Annotated in this window: 20 protein-coding genes; 15 read left to right on the top strand and 5 right to left on the bottom strand. The window is 57.9% G+C overall.

Going from position 1 to position 18432, the window contains the following annotated elements:
• The first annotated feature begins 159 nt into the window (after window positions 1–159).
• Both AC1MDT_RS16200 and AC1MDT_RS16195 read left to right on the top strand, forming a co-directional pair.
• A complete protein-coding gene (locus AC1MDT_RS16200; protein ID WP_480418081.1) occupies window positions 160–792 on the top strand; it encodes a glutathione S-transferase family protein in 633 nt (210 codons plus the stop codon).
• Window positions 789–1739, top strand: coding sequence for a Nudix family hydrolase (locus tag AC1MDT_RS16195; RefSeq protein ID WP_480418080.1), 951 nt, complete (start codon window positions 789–791; stop codon window positions 1737–1739). Before AC1MDT_RS16200 ends, AC1MDT_RS16195 begins: the two co-directional genes overlap by 4 nt.
• A gap of 103 nt (window positions 1740–1842) precedes the next feature.
• Here AC1MDT_RS16195 and AC1MDT_RS16190 read toward each other — a convergent pair whose 3' ends face one another.
• Genes AC1MDT_RS16190 through AC1MDT_RS16180 form a run of 3 tightly spaced genes read right to left on the bottom strand, consistent with a single transcriptional unit; the run spans window position 1843 to window position 5426 of the window.
• Entirely contained in the window at window positions 1843–2424 is a 582-nt protein-coding gene (locus tag AC1MDT_RS16190) for a cob(I)yrinic acid a,c-diamide adenosyltransferase (protein WP_480418079.1), read from the bottom strand.
• 2 nt (window positions 2425–2426) lie between these two features.
• The gene (locus AC1MDT_RS16185; protein ID WP_480418078.1) at window positions 2427–4463 is read right to left on the bottom strand and encodes a sensor histidine kinase; all 2037 of its coding nucleotides are present in this window, start codon (window positions 4461–4463) and stop codon (window positions 2427–2429) included.
• A 45-nt stretch (window positions 4464–4508) separates the two neighbouring features.
• Window positions 4509–5426, bottom strand: a complete 918-nt coding sequence (locus AC1MDT_RS16180) for a putative 2-dehydropantoate 2-reductase (protein ID WP_480418077.1) — start codon at window positions 5424–5426, stop codon at window positions 4509–4511.
• 141 nt (window positions 5427–5567) lie between these two features.
• Here AC1MDT_RS16180 and AC1MDT_RS16175 point away from each other — a divergent pair, with 141 nt between their 5' ends.
• Both AC1MDT_RS16175 and AC1MDT_RS16170 read left to right on the top strand, forming a co-directional pair.
• Window positions 5568–6053, top strand: a complete 486-nt coding sequence (locus AC1MDT_RS16175; RefSeq protein ID WP_060539637.1) for a YajQ family cyclic di-GMP-binding protein — start codon at window positions 5568–5570, stop codon at window positions 6051–6053.
• 285 nt (window positions 6054–6338) lie between these two features.
• Window positions 6339–7181, top strand: a complete 843-nt coding sequence (locus AC1MDT_RS16170; protein WP_480418076.1) for a mechanosensitive ion channel family protein — start codon at window positions 6339–6341, stop codon at window positions 7179–7181.
• 63 nt (window positions 7182–7244) lie between these two features.
• Here AC1MDT_RS16170 and AC1MDT_RS16165 read toward each other — a convergent pair whose 3' ends face one another.
• The gene (locus AC1MDT_RS16165; RefSeq protein WP_480418075.1) at window positions 7245–8573 is read right to left on the bottom strand and encodes an OprD family porin; all 1329 of its coding nucleotides are present in this window, start codon (window positions 8571–8573) and stop codon (window positions 7245–7247) included.
• A gap of 916 nt (window positions 8574–9489) precedes the next feature.
• Between AC1MDT_RS16165 and AC1MDT_RS16160 the strand changes: the two genes are divergently transcribed.
• Both AC1MDT_RS16160 and AC1MDT_RS16155 read left to right on the top strand, forming a co-directional pair.
• Complete coding sequence (locus AC1MDT_RS16160) at window positions 9490–9915, top strand: HIT domain-containing protein (RefSeq protein WP_480422804.1); 426 nt, start codon at window positions 9490–9492, stop codon at window positions 9913–9915.
• 3 nt (window positions 9916–9918) lie between these two features.
• Window positions 9919–10125, top strand: coding sequence for a SlyX family protein (locus AC1MDT_RS16155; protein ID WP_480418074.1), 207 nt, complete (start codon window positions 9919–9921; stop codon window positions 10123–10125).
• 62 nt (window positions 10126–10187) lie between these two features.
• On the opposite strand, the gene AC1MDT_RS16150 is transcribed toward AC1MDT_RS16155, so the two are convergent.
• Complete coding sequence (locus AC1MDT_RS16150; RefSeq protein WP_414907962.1) at window positions 10188–10790, bottom strand: cold shock domain-containing protein membrane protein; 603 nt, start codon at window positions 10788–10790, stop codon at window positions 10188–10190.
• A gap of 434 nt (window positions 10791–11224) precedes the next feature.
• Between AC1MDT_RS16150 and AC1MDT_RS16145 the strand changes: the two genes are divergently transcribed.
• The 9 genes from AC1MDT_RS16145 (at window position 11225) to tolQ (ending at window position 18410) form a co-directional block, all read left to right on the top strand.
• Window positions 11225–11563 carry a ribbon-helix-helix domain-containing protein gene (locus AC1MDT_RS16145; RefSeq protein WP_480418073.1) on the top strand — a complete coding sequence of 113 codons (339 nt, stop codon included), beginning with the start codon at window positions 11225–11227 and terminating at the stop codon, window positions 11561–11563.
• Between the two features lie 136 nt (window positions 11564–11699).
• Window positions 11700–11921 carry an FmdB family zinc ribbon protein gene (locus AC1MDT_RS16140; RefSeq protein WP_010457489.1) on the top strand — a complete coding sequence of 74 codons (222 nt, stop codon included), beginning with the start codon at window positions 11700–11702 and terminating at the stop codon, window positions 11919–11921.
• Between the two features lie 119 nt (window positions 11922–12040).
• On the top strand, window positions 12041–13816 hold the full coding sequence (gene aspS, locus AC1MDT_RS16135) for an aspartate--tRNA ligase (protein WP_480418072.1): 1776 nt from the start codon (window positions 12041–12043) through the stop codon (window positions 13814–13816).
• 119 nt (window positions 13817–13935) lie between these two features.
• Window positions 13936–14682 carry a YebC/PmpR family DNA-binding transcriptional regulator gene (locus AC1MDT_RS16130; RefSeq protein WP_480418071.1) on the top strand — a complete coding sequence of 249 codons (747 nt, stop codon included), beginning with the start codon at window positions 13936–13938 and terminating at the stop codon, window positions 14680–14682.
• Window positions 14683–14809: 127 nt separating this feature from the next.
• Window positions 14810–15334, top strand: a complete 525-nt coding sequence (gene ruvC / locus AC1MDT_RS16125) for a crossover junction endodeoxyribonuclease RuvC (protein ID WP_017340471.1) — start codon at window positions 14810–14812, stop codon at window positions 15332–15334.
• A gap of 116 nt (window positions 15335–15450) precedes the next feature.
• A complete protein-coding gene (gene ruvA / locus AC1MDT_RS16120) occupies window positions 15451–16068 on the top strand; it encodes a Holliday junction branch migration protein RuvA (RefSeq protein WP_007897033.1) in 618 nt (205 codons plus the stop codon).
• Entirely contained in the window at window positions 16069–17130 is a 1062-nt protein-coding gene (gene ruvB / locus AC1MDT_RS16115) for a Holliday junction branch migration DNA helicase RuvB (protein ID WP_414907958.1), read from the top strand. It begins immediately after the preceding gene.
• Between the two features lie 127 nt (window positions 17131–17257).
• Window positions 17258–17725, top strand: a complete 468-nt coding sequence (gene ybgC / locus AC1MDT_RS16110; protein ID WP_131059803.1) for a tol-pal system-associated acyl-CoA thioesterase — start codon at window positions 17258–17260, stop codon at window positions 17723–17725.
• On the top strand, window positions 17715–18410 hold the full coding sequence (tolQ, locus tag AC1MDT_RS16105) for a protein TolQ (RefSeq protein WP_480418070.1): 696 nt from the start codon (window positions 17715–17717) through the stop codon (window positions 18408–18410). The genes ybgC and tolQ overlap by 11 nt, the downstream gene beginning before the upstream one ends.
• Window positions 18411–18432 lie beyond the last annotated feature (22 nt).

The raw sequence follows: 18432 nt of genomic DNA, 5'->3' as shown, positions 1-18432 counted from the left end.
GTTGCTCCCATCGCGAGCAAGCTCGCTCCCACAGTAGATCTCCTGTGAACACAGATTTTGTGTATGGCAGAAAACAATGTGGGAGCGAGCTTGCTCGCGATGGCGGTCTGTCAGTCGCTAACTAGACTGGCTTGTTCCCTTCATCAAAAGGTCCCGAACATGAGCCTCCACCTGATCATCGGCGACAAACTGTTTTCCTCCTGGTCCCTGCGCGGTGCGCTGGCCCTGGATCTGGTCGGCGCTCCTTACACCGAAGAATTGATCAAGCTGTATCAACCGGACACCCGTGAACGTCTGCTCAAGCATTCGCCAACCGGCAAAGTCCCGCTGTTGAAAACCGAACACGGCACCATTGCCGACTCCCTGGCGATTGCCGAATACCTGGCCGAACAATTCCCCGACGCCGGCCTCTGGCCCAAAGACATTGCTGCCCGTGCCCAGGCACGTTCGGCATGCGCGCAGATGCACGCGGGATTTTTCGCCATGCGCGGCAGCATGCCGTTCGACCTGAGTCGCGATGCACCACTGTCGTCGACGCCGGCTGACGTGCAGGCAGACATTGAGCGCATGCTGGCGTTGTGGGCCGAGTGCCGCGCCGCCGCGACCGAACCCGGTCCATTCCTGTTTGGCGGCGCGACCCTGGTCGATGCGTTTTTCGCACCGATTGCCGTGCGCTTGCGTACCTATCAGGTGAAGTTGCCGGCGGCGGACGAGGCTTACGTCAACACAATCTATCAATGGCCAGCCTTCAAGGCCTGGCAGCAAGCGGGGCTGGAGGAGGTCGGACAGTGAAACGAGTACACGTAGCCGCCGCCGTCATTCGTGATATCAGTGGCAAGATTCTCATTGCTCGCCGTGCCGATACCCAGCACCAGGGCGGTCTGTGGGAGTTTCCCGGTGGCAAGGTCGAAGCCGATGAATCCGTCGAAACCGCGCTGGCTCGCGAACTCCATGAAGAGCTGGGCATTGTGGTCAACGCGGCACGCCCGCTGATCAAGGTCCGGCACGATTATCCGGACAAGCAAGTGTTGCTCGATGTCTGGGAAGTCTCGGACTTTTCCGGGGAGCCTCACGGCGCCGAAGGCCAACCACTGGAGTGGGTGGCGCCGCGTGATCTGTTGAATTATGAGTTTCCGGCCGCCAACCAGCCAATCGTTGCGGCCGCGCGCCTCTCTTCGCAGTACCTGATCACCCCGCAAGACCTGGAAACCCCGGCCCTGCTGCGCGGTATTCAGAAAGCCATCGCGGGCGGAATCAAGCTGATCCAGCTTCGCGCACCCAACGGCTATGACCCGAAATACCGCGATTTGGCGGTGGATGCGGCGGGGCTGTGTGCCGGCAAGGCGCAGTTGATGATCAAGGGCCCGTTCGAATGGCTGGGCGATTTCCCGTCTGCAGGTTGGCACATCACGGCGGCACAATTGCGCAAGTACGCGGCAGCGGGTCGACCGCTACCGGCATCGCGCTGGTTGGCGGCGTCCTGCCACAACGCTGAAGAACTGGTGCTGGCCGAGCAGATGGGCGTGGACTTCGTGACGTTGTCGCCGGTGCAGCCGACCCAGACTCATCCGGATGCTCAGCCGTTGGGTTGGGCGCAGGCTTCGACCTTGATCGAGGGGTTCAGCAAACCGGTGTTCTTGCTCGGTGGCGTTGGCCCGGCGGATCTGCGGCAAGCCTGGGAAGCAGGCGCCCAGGGTGTGGCGGGGATTCGGGCGTTTTGGCCTGATTCTTTGGTGTAGCCACTGGCCTCTTCGCGAGCAGGCTCGCTCCCACAGGGATTGCGGTGTACGCAAATCCAATGTGGGAGCGAGCCTGCTCGCGAAGGAGACTTCGGAGGCACAACTAATCTCGGGGTTTAGCTGCCGGCTGCCACAAAATCTCGGCAATCCCCTGGCGCTTGGCAATGAGCCGCGCCGCCACAAACAACAAATCCGACAACCGGTTGATGTAGGCCAGGCCAACCCCGGTCAGCGGTTCAATTGCATTCAAATGCTGGCACCGTCGCTCCGCACTGCGCGCCAGGCTCCTGCACACGTGGGCTTGGGCAATCAGCGCCGAACCGCCCGGCAGGATAAAATTCTCCAGTGGGCCCAGCTCTTCATTCCACACATCAATCGCCGCTTCCAGACGCTCGATTTCTGCCGCGTTCAGCGCTTGATACACCGGCATTGCCAATTCGCCACCCAGATCGAATAACCGATGCTGGCAGGGTGCCAACACCTCGATCACTTCGTTCAGTCCCGTAAACCTGGCACTTTGCGCTTCCAGTCCAGCCAACAGCACGCCGACCTGACTGTTCAATGTATCGACTTCGCCTATGGCTTCGATGCGTGGATGGTCCTTGGGCACGCGGCGACCGTCGCCCAGCCCTGTTTCCCCTTTGTCGCCGGTGCGGGTGTAAATCTTCGACAAGCGAAAGCCCATGGTTACCTCGATAGCTGATTGAGTTCTTGGGAGGCGAGCGGGGTGCTCGCCAAGGGCAAGCGCAAGGTGAAACACGTGCCTTGGCCGAGGGTCGATTGCACTTCCATCTGACCCTTGTGGTTATTGGTGATAATGAAATACGAAACCGACAGGCCCAGCCCGGTACCCTGGCCGATTTCCTTGGTGGTGAAGAACGGCTCGAAGGTGCGTTTGCGTACGCTCTCGCTCATGCCGACGCCATTGTCCTCGACCTGGATTTCCGCCCATGGCGGGTTCAGCTTGGTGCGCAGGATGATCCGCCCCGGCTCGCGGTCGTCCTCGCGCTGGTGAATGGCTTGCGCGGCATTTTTCAGCAGATTGAGCAACACCTGCTCCAGTTCGTTGGCAGTGCCTGGAACCGGGCCCAACGCCGGATCGAACTGACGAATGATCGCCTGCCCCTTGAAATCGAAACCGATGGCCAGATCGAAGTCGTTGCTGGCGATTTCCACGGCCTGATCGATCAGCGCCGGCAAGTCGCAGGGGGCCATTTGCCGGGTGCTGCGACGGCTGAAGCTGAGCATATGGGTCACAATCTTTGCCGCCCGGGCGCCAGCCTGTTGAATGCCATCCAGCAACTGCGGCACTTCGCGCGCTTGCAGGTATTGGTTGACCGTCGACAGTTCGATGCCGGCCTGCTCGGCCTGTTCCAGGTTTTTCGGCAAATCGGGGGAAAGGCGTCGGCGGATGTTCTGAACGTTGTGCAGGATTGCGCCCAGCGGGTTGTTGATCTCGTGGGCCATCCCGGCGGCGAGACCACCGACCGAGAGCATTTTTTCCGACTGCACCATCATTTCTTCCAGCGACAGGCGCTGCGTGATGTCGTCGATCCGGATCACCACGCCACGCCCGGCACCTCCCATTAACGGGTAGAAGGTCAGGGCGTAGTGCTTGGGTTCTTCGTCCTTGAACCACGTTACGCGCTCGATCTTGGCCACGGTGTGCTGCTCGACGGTTTGCTTGAGCTGCGGCAGAAATGGCTTGAGCGGTTCGAAGGCGAGGAAAATCGGCTGGTTCAGGGCTTCGTCGAGGCGCGTGCCGGAAAGGGCGCTGGCCTCCTGATTCCATTGCGTCACGTAGAGTTGCTCGTCGAGGGCGATCAACGCCGAAGGCATGGAGTCGATAATGCTGTTGAGGTAATTCTGGAAACCGGTGAGTTTCTTCTCGATCTTGCTGCGCACCTGGACTTCGAGTTCCAGTTTGCGGTTGGTGTGGCGGGTTTCTTCTGCCAATCCCTGGGCCTGATCATACGCGGCCTGAGAGTCATCCCGGGCCCGTTTGAGTTGCTGTTCCCGCGCCTCGATGCGCGAGAGCATGGTGTTGAATGCCTCGGCCAGGCTGCCGATTTCGTCGTGGTTGCCGCGGGAGGCACGCAGGGCGTAGTTCTCTTCCCGGGTCACTTGCCGGGACAATTCTTCGAGCTGATGAATCGGCTGGGTGATCAGGCGTTTTATTTGCCGGGCGATAACCAGCCACAACAGCACGCTGAAGATCAAAATCCCCAGGCTCGCGGTCAGCGTGCCGGTGTAGAACGCCATCGGCAGTTCGCTGCTGGCGACCAGTAGCAGGTGGCCAGGCGCAGTGCCGGGGCGGGGCAGGGTGATGACTTGGTTGCTGCGGAACTCGGTGGCCTGCCAGGATTCGATATGCCGGTAGCGCTCCGGCAGGTTCAGCTTGTTGCCATGCTGCAATTGCGCCAGGCGTTCGCCCTTGCCGTCATAAAGGGCCGCCGCACGCAGCGGGGAATAGCTGTTGAGCTCGTTGAGCAAGCGTTCGGCACTTTGCGGTGACTGCAATGCCTCTGACACCAGGCTCGGGTTGGAAATCAGGCGGCCGATGGTCTGCAAGGCCTGAGGTGCCATGCTTTCCTGGGAGATGTAATACGCGGCGCTGATAAAAGTCAGGTTGGCGACCAGCAGAACGGTGGTCAACAGCACCAGCAGGGCGGCCAGCAGTTTTTGGCCGACCGGAAGGTTTTCAAGGCGCTGGCGCAGTGGCATCAGGTTCATCGCTGAATAGGAACAAGTGGCCAGCGTAGCCGCTGCTCAGTCGCTGGGCAATCCAAGGCTGCGCAGATGGGTGATCAACCTTGACTCAAGCTGATTGAGGTGTGGCAAGTTCAGCTGGTGCCTCGCCGCGACTTTGCAGGCATGGCCCAGCAGATAGCTGATTTCGGTTCGGCGCCGATGGCTGACGTCCTGGTACATCGAGGAATAGTTGGCGGCCGTCGCGTGGATCACCCGTTCGACTTCCTGTTGAAGGTCCTCTGCGGCGGCGGGCTGACCGCAACGTTCGAGCAATTCCGTCAGTTCAACGCAGAGGGTGGCCACTTCGCAATGGTGTTGCTGCAAGCCGCCGTTGCGACAGTCGTGCAGCACCGTCAGCGGATTGATTGCGCAGTTGAGCGCCAGTTTTCGCCACAGCCTGGTCAGAATCTCGGTGCTCCACTCGTGGGGAATACCGGCGGCGTTCAGGTCATCCAGCCAGATGGGCGCAACGGGGTGACCGGCATCCCCTAGCCAGGTGTAACCGTGGCCGGCGAATACCACACGCCAGTCACCCTCGCGGAACGCGCCTTCGGTGCTCGACGCATAAATGCAGCGCGCCTGTGGCACCTGGGCCGCCACGGCGTCCTGACTGCCGAGACCGTTTTGTAACAGAATCAGCTCCGCGCCAGGGGCCAGCCGCGGCGCCAGTCGGGCCACCGCTTTTTCGGCGTCGTAAGCTTTGCAGGCCACCAGCAGACGGTTGATCGGATCGTTGCTGTCGGGTGTCTCACCGGAGATATCGTAGGTGGTGGCTTTCCCGTGCTCTACCAGCGTCAATCCACCCGCCGCCTCATACGCCTGCAAGCGCGCCGCGTCCCGCACGATCAGCCTGACCGGCACGCCGGCCCGTGCCAGTCGTGTCGCCCATAAAGTGCCGAGGCTGCCGGCGCCCAGAACATGCCAGGTGGTGGACATCAGCTTTTTGCTCTGTTTGACGCGTGCATGGGAGGCTCGCAGTGAATGATGGGAAAGACCCGTTATAATCAGCGCGGATTTTAACCGCAAGCCAGGCGTGCTCTATCGTGATTGAGCGCGCCCTTTTATTGGAGAGATTACATGCCGTCGTTCGACGTGGTATCCGAACTGGACAAACACGAAGTCACCAACGCGGTCGAGAACGCCGTCAAGGAGCTCGATCGTCGTTATGACCTGAAAGGTAAAGGCAGCTTTGAGTTCAAGGAGAAGGACCTGACCGTCAACCTGACCGCTGAAGCCGATTTTCAGCTCGAAGCAATGATTGAGATCCTCAAACTGGCCCTGGTCAAGCGCAAAATCGACGTGCAGTGCCTTGAGGTCAAGGACGCTTTTGCCTCGGGCAAGCTGATGAAACAGGAAGCGGTCCTCAAAGAAGGCATCGACAAAGAGATGGCGAAGAAAATCGTCGCTCATGTCAAAGACGCCAAACTCAAGGTTCAGGCGGCCATTCAGGGTGAGCAGGTGCGCATTACCGGCAAGAAGCGTGACGACTTGCAGGAAGCCATTGCGGCGCTGCGGGCCAAGGAATTCGGGATGCCGTTGCAGTTCAACAACTTCCGCGACTGACTTTCGATGCGGGAATCTCTCGGCGCTATCGGCGTCCGAGGCCCAAGCAATGGCAGGAAGATTGCCCCCTGTAGGAGCGAGCTTGCTCCGGGCGGCGTTCCGACGATGGACGTGAACGATAACGCGTGTTTTCTGAATAAACGCGCCGCTCTTGAGTCCATCGTCGGAACGCCGCCCGGAGCAAGCTCGCTCCTACAGAGGCGCAGTTGACAGGCATTACAGGGGCAGTCTTTTCTGCCGCTTATTTTTTCGCGTGCCGGGTAGCCGGAAAACAGGAGAACGTAGATGGACTTGAATGCTGAAGTAGACAATCTGGTGAAGGTCTCTCAAACCTGGATCCCGATGATCATGGAGTACGGCAGTCGCGTGCTTCTGGCGGTCATCACCCTGGCCGTCGGCTGGTGGCTGATCAACAAGGTGGCGCAAAAGCTCGGCGGCCTGTTGGCGCTGCGTAACGCCGACCTGGCGCTGCAGGGATTCATCAGCAGCCTGGCGAACATCATTCTCAAGGTGCTGTTGATTGTCAGCGTCGCGTCGATGATCGGTATTGAAACCACGTCATTCGTGGCGGCGATCGGTGCGGCGGGTCTGGCCATCGGTCTGGCCTTGCAGGGTAGCCTCGCAAACTTCGCCGGCGGCGTGTTGATCCTGTTGTTCCGTCCGTTCCGTATTGGTGACTGGATCGAAGCCCAGGGTGTTGCCGGTACTGTCGACAGCATCCAGATCTTCCATACGGTACTGCGTACCGGCGATAACAAAACCATCATCGTGCCTAACGGCAATCTGTCGAACGGCATTATCACCAACACCAACCGTCAACCGACCCGCAAAGTCGTGTTTGATGTAGGCGTTGATTACGAAGCGGACTTGCAGAAGGCCCGTCATGTATTGTTGGAACTGGCCAAAGATGAGCGTGTTTTGGCTGAACCGGCACCTCAGGCCGTGATTTCGACACTGGGTGATAGTTCGATCACTGTTTCCCTTCGGGTGTGGGTGAAGACGGCGGATTACTGGGACGTGATGTTCATGTTCAACGAACAGTCCCGTGCCCGTTTGAAAACGGCCGGTATTGATATCCCCTTTCCGCAGCGGGTCATACGGATGGTTCAGGAATCTGCGGTGCAGTAAGTAACAAAAAAGGCCCATCCGAAGATGGGCCTTTTTTTATTACCGCAAACTAACGTTCGGCAATTACAAAACCGACAGCGGGTAGTCGACGATGAAACGGAACTCGCTGACGTCGATGTCTCCGTCGTCAGAGTTGCCACTGTGCCAAGCTTGACGAATGCGGAAGGACAGATCCTTCGCCGGGCCAGTCTGAACAACATACTTGGCTTCAACGTTGGTTTCGTGGTGTCTGCCATCTTCGCCATACAGGCCGGCGTAAGCGCCGTTTACTGGGGCGTTGGCACCGTCGATGTTCCAACCTTTCACGTAGCGGGTCATGAAGCTCAGACCAGGAACGCCGTACTCGGCCATCTTGATGTCGTAACGGATTTGTGCGGATTTCTCACCAGGACCGTTAAAGTCGGAGTACTGGATGGAGTTGGCGAGGAAGATCGAGTCGCCACCGCGGTCGTTTTTACCCACGCCGATATAGTCGAACGGAGTATCGCCATTCACTTTCTGGAAGGCCAGGGTGATGGTGTGCGCTTTCAGGAACGCGAAAGCAGCGGCCAGGGAGTAGGCGTTGTTGTCGATTGTGCCTGCTTTAGCTTGACCGGTGTCCTTGGTGTTGTAGTAGTTGCCGTCGAAGTTCAGCGACTGATCGCCACCCAGTGGGAGGGTGTAGTTCGCGTTGGCGTAGTACTGGTTCCAGATGTCTTCGAGCTTGGCACCGTAGAGCGAGAAGCTCAGGTTGTCGGTGATGCCGTACTTGCCACCGGCATAGTCGATGGAGTTGGCTTGCTTGCCGGCGTAGGTAGCCCACAGGCTGCCGTCACGGGCGTTGCTGTCCTGGCTGGTCGACGAAGTGAAGTGGCCGCCTTCGAGGTCAAGGTCTTTTACTTCGCTGCTCTGCAGTTGAACGCCAGTGGCAGTTTGGTGAAGGATGCGGGAGCCGCCAACAGCGAACACCGGAGAAGTGCTTGGCTGCAAGTCGCCGATTTTCAGCTCGGTCTTGGAGATGCGAAACTTGGCGGCAGCGCCGGCTTTGCCCTGGCTGTTGTTGACTTCGCCATCTTTGCCGACGGTCATGTTACCGCCACCAGAATATCTGTCGGTACCGTCCAGCTTAATGGCCAGTTGACCCCAAGCTTCAACGCCAACACCGATCAGACCTTGGGTGTAGCCCGAGCTGTACATGCCCTGGATGCCCTGGGTCCAGTCTTTGTCGTCGACTGCGCCGTCTTTCTTGTTACGGTTGTAGTAGTAGTTGCGAACCAGCAAGTCGAGCTTGCTGTCATCAACAAAACCTTTGGCTTCTGCCTGGTCGCTTACGAAAGGTGCGGCTACTGCCAACTGAGTACTGGCTGCTGCTGCAACTGCCAGTGCGATCATGCTCCACTTCATCACGCGCATCGTGATTTGCTCCTTTGGTTTTATAAGAGTTTCTGCCGTCCCACCTGATTTATTATCTGGGCGGCTCTTTCTTTTTGTGTCGGCGCAAACTTATATCACGCCGACCATGTTGGCGATACTTGCGTATCTGACCTTTCAGCTTCTTTACGACCCCGTCGCAAACTGCTTGGTAGATGTCGCAAATTTACAGCCCCGACGCAAGCGGACTGACAACTATAATGTTGTTTTCCAGGGCCTGAACATCGGTAAAAAGAGTCCCTGGTGAAACGTTTGAATCTCCATCGGGCAACCCTGCCACTATTTTTATTTCCCTTGAGGCTTCCACTTCCAGCGGATGCCTCAAAGGCAGTGTGAGTGTGGATGCAACAAGCGTGCACAAAACAGCTATTTGCTGTTTTTTTTTCTGAACACCTGCCTATCACTGTAAAAACCCCATAAAACCGGGGGGGCAAGCGCCTGTCACTTAGACTTGACGCCATGATTTACATTGTGTTGCACCATACTGGATCACTGCGTGACCCTCAAAAACGTTACCGGTTCACCCCACAAGTGAGTAAATGGCGGATACCCGACGGAATCAGCGTAGACGCAGTGTACGATTTTGGTGCAAAAAATTTTTATCGCTGTACTGAAATCATACAGTTAGAGCCCGTTGTTGAGTAGAGACGCATCATCACTTTCCGGTCACTTCGGCGTTTTCTCTGTGATTGCTGGTTCTGTAATGGTGCGTTCCAGCGGCAAGCGTCTCATGTTGGGGCATGCATCCGGCAGATCCAGGGGGATCGGGCGGACCCTGATAATGGTTCGTCGTGAAGCAGGCGACGTTCGCAGGTATGCTGCCGTCCAGTCGCTTGGTGCGCCGTCTCTCGGGATGGGCGCTAAGCTGAAAAATGATGACCCGGCGGGAGTGCGCACAGTGTTCGTTTTAGATCCACGGCTTCAACAAGACACGTTACCGATCGGGGACTTCCCGCTCTGCCGCCTGCTCTTGTCCAATGATTCGAACTACCCCTGGTTCATCCTGGTGCCACGTCGCGACGATATCAGTGAGATATTTCAGTTGGGTGTCGCAGATCAGCAGTTGCTGTGGCAGGAAACGAACGCACTGGCGCAAATGCTCAAAGACTCGTTCGACGCCGACAAGTTGAATGTTGCGACGTTGGGTAACGTTGTCAGTCAATTACATATGCATGTGATTGTGCGTAAACGCGAGGACGCCGCCTGGCCAGCCCCGGTTTGGGGCAAGCACCCGGCAAAGCCTTACAGTGCAGAGCAGATCGCGTCGATTCGCGAACGGCTGCGCCTGGTATTGACCGATAATTTTACGTTTCTGGAGGGTTGAATCATGAGCCTGGAAGAACGCGTTACCGATCTGGAGAGCCAGTTGGCGTTTCAGGATGACACTATCCAGGCATTGAGTGATGTGCTGGCGGTGCAGCAGCGTGCTGTTGAGCGGCTGCAACTGCAAATGGCGGCGCTGCTCAAGCGCCAGGAAGAAATGGCCGGTCAGTTCGAGACGTTTGAAGAAGAAGCGCCACCGCCGCATTACTGAACATGCAGGCATTAAAAAACCGCGAACAGCCTGGCTGTTCGCGGTTTTTTTTCAGCCTTGAATCAGCGTCGCGGCAATGCGGCGATCACGTCTTCGGCTTGCAGGCCCTTGTCGCGATTCATTACGGAGAATTCCACGCGCTGGCCTTCGACCAGGACGCGGTGGCCTTCGCCGCGAATAGCGCGGAAATGCACGAAAATATCATCGCCGGAATCACGGGAAATAAAGCCGAAGCCTTTGGAGGTATTGAACCACTTGACGGTACCGGTATCGCGATTGCTCATGTCATAGCTTGGCGAAGCGGCAGCGGGTGAAGATTTGTAGAAGCTGATGGCCAGGTGTAGAAAAACGGCGATCAGGGCAGCCACCAGGCTGAACAGAACGGCAGGTTGACCGGCAATGACAGGCATCGGCGCGATCAGCGTCAGGGTTTGCAGGACGACAGCCAGCACGAGCAGTGCACTGACCAGGTTTTGCAGTTGATGACGCGGACCTTTGTTCCAGTACGGAATGACCGGAGCGAGGGTGAGGTTGAGCAGGCCGAAAAAGGCCAGGTACAGCGCATCGGGTTGTTGCAGGTAAGGAGCAGCTTCGGATCGCAGGCTAGGGATGAAGGACAGCAGCAACGCTGCTGCGCCCATTAGCAGGTGGACGATTTTCAACATTTTGATTAACTCACGTTAAGACGGATCACAAGGAAGAGCTGATGAGGCACGGTTCGCTTCAGAACAATAAGAGGCGTTGGGCACGTACCCGGTATCAGCCTATGCGCAGCGCCTGGAAAAAATAGGCGCTAGCGACACACTGCCTATTTAACAGTAAAGCTTGCGGCTACTCAAATCAGGGAGTCCGGCGGTACGCCGAGGGCGATTTGGCGCTGTCTTTCCTACGCGTTGAGTGGCCCGCCATTGAGTGATTTTGCATCAGTTTGCGTAGGGTATATTCCGGAGTAGGACGCTCTCCGCAATCTCCCAACAGTTGTTGGCTTATCCTACGTTGATGGTCATAAAGTCATCTGGATATACCGTTGCGCCTGCGCTTTTATAAGACATGGCTTTGTTCTTATAAAAGGCAAGGATGGCAAAGGAGTGTCAAGGATATGGATTACGAAGACAGGCGAAGCGAGGAGAGGGCCAGTCCGCTCAAGGATATAAGGATTGATCCATTTGTTAGCGAATTCGATATGGGGCTGGCCCAGCCTTTGTCCCGATCAGTACGATTGAACGGCTTTGCTACCTGTTTGCGGCTTGAGCAGGTCTATTGGGATATTTTGGGCCAAATGGCCAAAATCAATTGTTGCTCCGTCAGTGCGCTGTTGTCCCACGTGGACCGCGAAGTGCATTTGCGCCACGGCGGTGTGAAGAACTTCAGCGGGCTGGTGCGAGTGGTCTGTGTTGTGCACAGCTTGAAGGAAGGGAGTTGTGTCGTCACAGGCTAGTGATGGCGATGGAATGGGCAGAGTGTCGGTCTGTGCAGTCTTACGGCTGCACAGGCTGCATTTAATGGATATAATCCCGCTCTTTGCCGCAAAACCCAGCGTGTGCGGTAGCAATCTGATCGCCGAGACAACCCCCATGCCGATGTACGACTATCAATGTGCTTCCTGTGGTCATCAGTTGGAAGCCATTCAAAAGATCAGCGCAGCACCGCTGGTCGACTGCCCTGCTTGCCAGGCGCCAGAGCTTAAAAAAATGCTGTCCATGCCAGGTTTCCGCCTCAGCGGCACCGGCTGGTACGAAACCGATTTCAAAACCGGTTCCAAGAAGAACCTGGCCGGCGGCGACAAAGCTGACTAGGGTCTGGAGCCTGTTGAACGACAACGCGTGCTCTTGCATCATCCAGCGCCTTTATCAAGGGCGGGGCTGCTGCAGGAACTCCAACCGAATTTCGAATTACGAGAAGTGAAACCACTACCATGATGCGCAGCCATTATTGCGGCCAACTGAACGAAAGCCTGGAAGGCCAGGAAATTACCCTTTGCGGATGGGTTCACCGTCGCCGTGACCACGGTGGGGTGATTTTCCTCGATATCCGTGATCGTGACGGTCTGGCCCAGGTGGTGTTCGACCCGGACCGCGCTGAAACCTTCGCTGCCGCCGACCGCGTGCGCAGCGAATACGTGGTTAAAGTGACCGGCAAGGTTCGCCTGCGTCCGGCCGGTGCCGGCAACGCCAACATGGCGTCGGGCATGATTGAAGTCCTGGGCTACGAGCTGGAAGTACTGAACGAAGCGGAAACTCCACCGTTCCCGCTGAACGAGTTCTCCGACGTCGGCGAAGAAACCCGCCTGCGTTATCGCTTCATCGACCTGCGCCGCCCGGAAATGCTGGAGAAGCTGCGTCTGCGTTCGCGCATGACCACCAGCATCCGTCGTTACCTGGACGAGAACGGCTTCCTCGACGTCGAGACGCCGATCCTGACCCGCGCCACGCCGGAAGGTGCTCGCGATTACCTGGTGCCGAGCCGTACTCACGCCGGTTCGTTTTTTGCCTTGCCACAATCGCCACAGCTGTTCAAACAGCTGCTGATGGTGGCCGGCTTCGACCGTTACTACCAGATCGCCAAGTGCTTTCGCGACGAAGACCTGCGTGCCGACCGTCAGCCTGAATTCACCCAGATCGACATCGAAACCAGCTTCCTCGATGAAAAAGACATCATGGGCCTCACCGAAGGCATGATCCGCAACCTGTTCAAGGAAGTGCTGGATCTGGAATTCGGCGAATTCCCGCACATGACCTGGGACGAGGCCATGCGTCGTTACGGTTCCGACAAGCCGGACCTGCGTAACCCGCTGGAACTGGTTGACGTTGCCGATCAGCTTAAAGAAGTCGATTTCAAAGTCTTCAGTGGCCCGGCCAACGATCCGAAAAGCCGCGTTGCCGCACTGCGCGTACCTGGCGGGGCAAGCATGCCGCGCAGCAAGATCGACGACTATACCAAGTTCGTCGGCATCTACGGTGCCAAGGGCCTGGCGTACATCAAGGTCAACGAGCGCGCCAAAGGCGTCGAAGGCCTGCAGTCGCCTATCGTCAAGAACATCCCTGAAGCCGCGTTGAACACGATCCTGGATCGCGTTGGTGCGGTAGACGGCGACATCGTGTTCTTCGGTGCCGACAAAGCCAAGATCGTCAGCGAAGCCCTGGGCGCGCTGCGGATCAAGGTCGGTAACGATCTGAACCTGCTGACCTGTGCGTGGGCGCCGATGTGGGTGGTCGACTTCCCGATGTTCGAAGAGAACGACGACGGCAGCTTCACCGCTTTGCACCACCCGTTCACCGCGCCGAAGTGCACACCGGAAGAACTGGAAGCCAACCCGGCGACCGCGCTGTCCCGTGCTTACGACATGGTGCTGAACGGTACCGAGCTGGGTGGCGGTTCGATCCGTATCCACCGCAAGGAAATGCAACAGTCGGTATTCCGTCTGCTGGGTATCAGCGAAGCGGAACAGGAAGAGAAATTCGGCTTCCTGCTCGACGCCCTGAAATACGGCGCGCCGCCGCACGGCGGTTTGGCTTTCGGCCTGGACCGTCTGGTGATGCTGATGACCGGCGCCCAGTCGATCCGTGAAGTGATTGCCTTCCCGAAAACCCAGAGCGCGGCTTGCGTCATGACTCAGGCTCCGGGTGTGGTAGATGCCAAGGCGCTGCGCGAATTGCACATTCGCCTGCGTGAAACACCAAAGGCTGAGTAAGGCTGACCGCAAAGGCGCATCCTTTTGGGATGCGCCTTTTCTTTAGGTCGAGATTTTTTGTTGCTGGCCGTCGTATCGTGCGAGGCGGGCAATGTTTCAAAGATAATTCGGAGCGAGTTATGGCGGGTCATTCCAAGTGGGCGAACATCAAGCACCGCAAAGAACGTCAGGATGCCAAGAAAGGCAAGATTTTCACCAAGTGGATTCGTGAACTGACCGTTGCTGCCCGTCAGGGTGGCGGTGACCCGGGTTCCAACCCGCGTTTGCGTCTGGCGCTGGACAAGGCCCTTGGTGCGAACATGAGCCGCGATATCATCGATCGTGCGGTCGCCCGTGGTGCCGGCGCTGCCGACACCGACGATATGGTCGAGCTGAGTTACGAAGGTTACGGCCCTGGCGGCGTGGCGGTGATGGTCGAGTGCATGACCGACAACCGTAACCGCACCGCGGCCGCTGTTCGCCACGCGTTCAGCAAATGTGGCGGCAACCTGGGTACTGACGGTTCTGTGGCCTATCTGTTCGAACGCAAAGGGCAGATTTCCTTTGCGCCGGGCGTTGATGAGGACGCGCTGATGGAAGCGGCCATGGAAGCGGACGCTGATGATGTGCTCACCCACGAAGACGGTTCCATCGACGTGTTCACCTCGTTTGCCGGTTTCTATTCCGTGCGTAACGCCCTCGAGACAGCCGGTTTCAAAGGTGATGACGCGGAAATCGTAATGTTGCCGACCACCAGCGCCGAACTGGATCTGGAGGGCGCCGAGAAGGTGCTCAAACTGATCGACATGCTCGAAGACCTGGATGATGTGCAGAACGTCTACTCCAACGCGGACATTCCAGAGTCAGTGGCCGCACAGCTCGGTTGACGTGCTTTCTGTAGGAGCGAGCTTGCTCGCGATTAACCTGAGAGCGGCGCGTTAATTCAGGTTGTCCGAGTTATCGTTAACGATCATCGCGAGCAAGCTCGCTCCTACATTATTGTTCGCAGGCGTTATGACTTTAATTCTTGGTATCGATCCCGGTTCGCGCATTACCGGTTATGGCGTGGTACGCGATACCGGGCGTGGTTGCGTTTACGTGGCGTCGGGCTGCATTCGCACAGGGTCCGGCGAGTTGCACGAGCGTCTGCAAATCGTCTATCGGGGTGTGCGGGAAGTCATCCAGACGTACGGCCCGGTGACCATGGGCATCGAAAAAGTCTTTATGGCGCGCAACGCCGACTCCGCGCTCAAGCTTGGCCAGGCTCGTGGCGCAGCCATCGTCGCTGGCGCCGAGGAAAACCTGGAAATTGCTGAATACACCGCCACACAGGTCAAGCAAGCGGTGACGGGTACCGGCGCGGCTAATAAAGAGCAGGTGCAGATGATGGTCATGCACATGCTGAAATTGATCAGCAAGCCGCAAATCGATGCTTCGGACGCCTTGGCCATCGCCATTTGCCATGCTCATACGCGCTCCAGCCTGTTACCGCATGGCCTGGGCACGGCACGCAGTCGTGGCGGGCGCCTGCGTCTCTGATAGCATCAGCAATCATTTTTTATGGAATGAGGGCTTTGCGCCTGTGTTGTCGGCGCAAAGCCCTCGCTCTGTCAGTCGCTAGCCATTGAGCTGGCCAACGCTCAAGGATCTGAAACGTGATTGGACGCTTGCGCGGCACACTGGCTGAGAAACAGCCGCCGCACCTGATTCTGGATGTAAATGGCCTGGGGTATGAGCTGGAAGTACCCATGACCACGCTGTATCGCTTGCCGTCGGTCGGTGAGCCGCTGACGTTGCACACCCATTTGGTCGTGCGCGAAGACGCGCAGTTACTCTATGGTTTTTTCGGCAAGCGCGAGCGAGACTTTTTTCGCGAATTGATCCGTCTCAATGGCGTAGGGCCGAAATTGGCCTTGGCCCTGATGTCGAGCCTGGAAGTCGACGAACTGGTCCGCTGCGTGCAGTCCCAGGACACCTCGGCCCTGACCAAAGTGCCTGGAGTGGGCAAGAAAACCGCCGAGCGTTTGTTGGTGGAGCTCAAGGATCGCTTCAAGGCTTGGGAAACCGTACCGGCGATGTTCGCCCTGGTGCCAAACCAGCCGGGTGGGCCGGATGCGCCGGCTCCCGTCGCCACCGCCGAAAATGACGCAGTCAGCGCGCTGATTTCCCTGGGCTATAAGCCGCAGGAAGCCAGCAAGGCGATTTCCGCGATCAAGGAGAAAGGTTTGAGCAGTGAAGACATGATTCGTCGCGCCCTGAAGGGAATGATCTAAGTGATTGAAGCTGATCGTCTGATTGCCGCCACGCCGGGCCCTCGCGACCGCGAGGAAGTCCAGGACCGGGCGATTCGTCCCGTCAGCCTGGCCGAATACATTGGCCAACCGACCGTTCGTGAGCAAATGGAGTTGTTTATCCAGGCCGCCCGCGGGCGTAACGAATCCCTGGATCACACGTTGATTTTCGGTCCTCCGGGTTTGGGTAAAACCACCCTGGCCAACATCATCGCCCAGGAAATGGGCGTGTCGATCAAAAGCACCTCCGGTCCCGTTCTGGAGCGCCCGGGTGACCTGGCCGCGTTGTTGACCAATCTTGAGCCCCACGACGTGTTGTTCATCGACGAAATCCATCGGCTGTCGCCGATCGTCGAAGAAGTGCTGTACCCGGCCATGGAAGACTTCCAGCTCGACATCATGATTGGCGAAGGACCGGCAGCGCGCTCGATCAAGCTCGATTTACCCCCATTCACCCTGGTGGGGGCCACGACGCGGGCCGGGATGCTGACCAATCCGTTGCGCGACCGTTTCGGCATCGTCCAGCGTCTGGAGTTCTATAACACCGCTGATCTGGCGACCATTGTCAGCCGTTCGGCGACGATCCTCGGCTTGCCGCTGGACCCGGAAGGCGCCTTCGAAATCGCCCGTCGTGCCCGAGGCACCCCGCGGATAGCCAACCGATTGCTGCGCCGGGTTCGCGATTTCGCCGAAGTTCGCGCCAAGGGCCACATCACCAAACCGATCGCCGACCTGGCGTTGAATCTGCTGGATGTCGACGAACGTGGCTTCGATCATCAGGACCGACGTCTGCTGTTGACCATGATCGAGAAGTTCGACGGTGGGCCGGTCGGGGTGGACAGTCTGGCGGCCGCCATCAGTGAAGAGCGCCATACCATTGAAGACGTGCTGGAACCCTATCTGATCCAGCAGGGCTACATCATGCGCACGCCACGGGGGCGGGTGGTCACACGGCATGCGTACCTGCACTTCGGTTTAAATATTCCTTCACGATTGGGCGAGATGCCCGTGGTAGACGAGTTCCTCGATGCTGTGGACGATTAATTAACCTTTGCCTGCTGAATTTTCGGGCATTGTGCTGTCCTAGGACCGTACTTTTGCGAGAAAGCCGCAGAACAATGAAAAACAGTTGCCTGGCCGGATTGGCAACCTGAGGAGTAAGCACTAGAGTATGCGCGCGCAAAACGGGCTTGAGCCGTTCGCACTTCGTTGTCGCGTTTATTACGAGGACACCGATGCGGGCGGCATCGTGTATTACGTTAATTACCTCAAGTTTATGGAACGGGCTCGAACCGAGCGGCTCCGGGAGCTGGGCTTTGCCCAATCGGCGCTTGCAGGGGAGGACCTGTTGTTCGTCGTGCATTCCAGCGAAGCGCGTTACCACGCGCCGGCGCGACTGGATGACGAGCTTCTGGTAAGCGCTGAAGTAATCGAATTGAACCGTGTCAGCCTGCGCTTTAAACAGCAGGTCAGGCGGGCTACGGATAATGTGCTGCTCTGCGAAGGGCAGTTTTTGGTGGCCTGTGTGCGCACTAACAGTTTGAAACCCCGGGCCATTCCCGAAGCTCTACGTGCGGCCTTTGCCGACGTGAGCGGCGCGGGTACACACTCAAAGCAGGAGATAAAGCGTGGAAGCTAACGTCGTCGACCATTCCTCCATGTGGAGCCTGGTCAGCAATGCCAGCGTCGTGGTGCAGTTGGTAATGCTGATTCTGGTAGCCGCATCGGTGACCTCATGGATCATGATCTTTCAGCGCAGCAACTTGCTGCGCGCCGGTCGACGTGCCCTGGAGAGCTTTGAGGAGCGCTTCTGGTCGGGTATCGACCTGTCCAAACTCTACCGTCAGGCTGGCAGCAACCCTGATCCGGATTCGGGCGTCGAGCAGATCTTCCGTGCCGGTTTCAAGGAATTCTCCCGCCTGCGCCAGCAGCCTGGCGTCGATCCTGAAGCGGTCATGGAAGGCGTGGCCCGTGCCATGCGCGTCGCCATTTCCCGCGAAGAAGAAAAGCTCGAGCAGAGCCTGCCGTTCCTCGCCACCGTCGGTTCCGTCAGTCCGTACATCGGCCTGTTCGGTACGGTCTGGGGCATCATGAACTCCTTCCGTGGTCTGGCAACTGCCCAGCAAGCGACCCTGGCCACTGTGGCTCCAGGTATCTCCGAAGCACTGGTTGCAACCGCCATTGGTCTGTTCGCCGCCATTCCGGCCGTTATTGCTTACAACCGCTTTGCTGCTCGCAGCGAAACGCTGATCAGCCGTTACTACACCTTCGCCGATGAATTCCAGGCGATCCTGCACCGCAAAGTGCACACCAGCGAAGAATAAGCAGGTAATTTCCAATGGCTTT

This window comes from Pseudomonas sp. ASL7 (assembly GCF_056680375.1).
This window is presented reverse-complemented; position numbering and strand designations above follow the sequence as displayed.